Origin of the sequence: Bacillus sp. MYb56 (genome assembly GCF_002976445.1) — a bacterium.
In the GTDB taxonomy this organism is placed as follows: Bacteria; Bacillota; Bacilli; order Bacillales; family Bacillaceae_G; genus Bacillus_A; species Bacillus_A mycoides.
The window spans coordinates 1-1,781 of sequence record NZ_PCOH01000116.1 but is presented as its reverse complement, the minus strand read 5'-3'; the positions used below and the strand labels follow the sequence as shown (position 1 = coordinate 1,781).

At 36.1% G+C, this 1,781-nt stretch carries 5 protein-coding genes; all 5 read right to left on the bottom strand.

What is annotated here, in order from left to right; all coding sequences use genetic code 11:
- Nucleotides 1-34: 34 nt before the first annotated feature.
- The gene (locus CQ058_RS31265) at nt 35-283 is read right to left on the bottom strand and encodes a hypothetical protein (RefSeq protein WP_105590272.1); all 249 of its coding nucleotides are present in this window, start codon (nt 281-283) and stop codon (nt 35-37) included.
- Nucleotides 284-386: 103 nt separating this feature from the next.
- Nucleotides 387-962 carry a TraM recognition domain-containing protein gene (locus CQ058_RS31260; protein WP_105590271.1) on the bottom strand — a complete coding sequence of 192 codons (576 nt, stop codon included), beginning with the start codon at nt 960-962 and terminating at the stop codon, nt 387-389.
- Between the two features lie 40 nt (nt 963-1,002).
- Nucleotides 1,003-1,461 carry a type IV secretory system conjugative DNA transfer family protein gene (locus CQ058_RS31255; protein ID WP_105590270.1) on the bottom strand — a complete coding sequence of 153 codons (459 nt, stop codon included), beginning with the start codon at nt 1,459-1,461 and terminating at the stop codon, nt 1,003-1,005.
- A gap of 25 nt (nt 1,462-1,486) precedes the next feature.
- Nucleotides 1,487-1,618, bottom strand: coding sequence for a hypothetical protein (locus CQ058_RS32655; protein WP_258169607.1), 132 nt, complete (start codon nt 1,616-1,618; stop codon nt 1,487-1,489).
- 15 nt (nt 1,619-1,633) lie between these two features.
- Nucleotides 1,634-1,781 (bottom strand): LPXTG cell wall anchor domain-containing protein (locus CQ058_RS31250; protein ID WP_142396454.1); only part of this gene is annotated, 148 nt, incomplete at its 5' end.

The window sequence follows — 1,781 nt, the reverse complement described above, 5'->3', positions numbered from 1 at the left end:
GCTATGTTCTCAGCACACTTCAAAATCGCTTTTTTTATTTACACTTTTGTTTTACAGCTACTAACTCTGCTTTTTTATTTTTCCGTTTGGCAATTAAGTTTTGATGTTCATCTCTAACCGAACGCACTTGATAATAAATTTGAGCTACCTTTTCGATGCTTCCAGTGCTATTTTCAATTGCGATGGCACCTTTCAGTTCGTATGTTTTCCCATCAAAATTTTTGACACTATGAGCTTGTGATGCGGCAATATCATAGAATGTGAGCCTTTGTTCTTTTCCCATATGAACGCCTCCTATTTTTGATAAAGAAGGGAGAAAAACGCTTCTCCCTTGTATAGTTTTCTAGCCATCTAGATAGGATGAAATAGTGAACGAGTGCTTGATATCATGCTAGGATTGTTGTGTTGTACGAAGTGATAATGCGTTGTGCTGCCTCTTTTCCGTATATGTGCTGTAATGCGGATTGAGATTCAACTACGATTGAATGCTGAATGTGGTATGTTGCGCTTTCTTTCAAAAACTGCTCCATATGAGGGATCGGGTACAAATCATATTGATGAAATACCAGGTGAATCGGTCTTATATTCTTGCATTCTGTTAGATATTGAAGAAAATTTGATAATGCTTCTCCTCTATCTTGATACGTACTTGTTTCCGTTTCTATACTGATATACACAACTGATTTTTGTTTTACATCCATTTCAAGCGTTTCATAACCAGTTAGTAAATCCTGTTTGATTATGTGATATCCTTGTTCTCGTTTTTCATGATGTGTATCTTCATAAAAGTTGCCTTTCGGATCAAAAATGAAAATAAAATCATCTGTTGTTTCTTTCACACCTTCTATGACTGATTTGTACGCCCCAAAACGAGCTTTTATCACACCTGCAACCTTTTCCCCTTCATTCAGTTCTTTCAACGCTCTAATCACCTTTGTATACTTCTTAGCTACGCCTAACATGCGTTGCACTCCTTCCTATTTCATTTCCCTCTTATAACTACTACTGAAACCAAAAATACTCTTTTTGTTCCCCTTGCTTTTCACGTTGATGTTTTTCAAGAATGTATAACAAAGTGATAGTTATCGCATCCCTTGTTTCTTTTGAATAAAGACCTAGCTCATGGAAGATATGATAAGCTGGATGCTCATTCTCAAGCGAATTTACTACTTCTACCAAGTTCGCTTCACTTTCATATATTTTTTCAGTGAACTCAATAACTTTTTTCACATCTAGGTAATATAGGTTTTTATGTCGTTGATCCAGATACAAAATACTTCCTGCCAATAATTTTGTAGCGGATTCTATCCAATAATCATGTTGCTTTAATGGTTTAATTACAGTTTGAGCGATTGAAATTGCTTGCATCAATTCTTCAGGTAACCAAGCACTCTTGCGCCGCATAACGCCTTCCCCAGGTTTCCCTAAATTTTTCATTTTACCGACGTAGATTTCTGACATCTCATATCATCTCCCTCTCGGTTTCTTATATCTTGCTCCCTATCCAAAAAATAACTGTCCAAATGGGAATTACGAGTATACATGCATTACGAAATCCAATAGCAAAACCAAGCGGATTTTCATCTGTTTTACTAAAATGAGATTGGTATTTTGTCATATACTATTAGTCCTTTCACGATTGAGCTTTTTTTCGATTTCTTACTGCAAATACAGCTCCAATTAAGCCAAGTGCGACACATACAAGACCAATCCATTTTATGTATGTATTTTCGGCTTTACCGCCTGTTGTCGGAAGATACGTTTCGATTTTCTTTGGTGTT

Bases quoted from the DNA above. Each gene is read 5' to 3' on its own strand.
- CQ058_RS31265 (WP_105590272.1), bottom strand. From the start codon at position 283: ATGGGAAAAGAACAAAGGCTCACATTCTATGATATTGCCGCATCACAA.
- CQ058_RS31255 (WP_105590270.1), bottom strand. From the start codon at position 1,461: ATGTCAGAAATCTACGTCGGTAAAATGAAAAATTTAGGGAAACCTGGG.
- CQ058_RS31260 (WP_105590271.1), bottom strand. From the start codon at position 962: ATGTTAGGCGTAGCTAAGAAGTATACAAAGGTGATTAGAGCGTTGAAA.
- CQ058_RS32655 (WP_258169607.1), bottom strand. From the start codon at position 1,618: ATGACAAAATACCAATCTCATTTTAGTAAAACAGATGAAAATCCGCTT.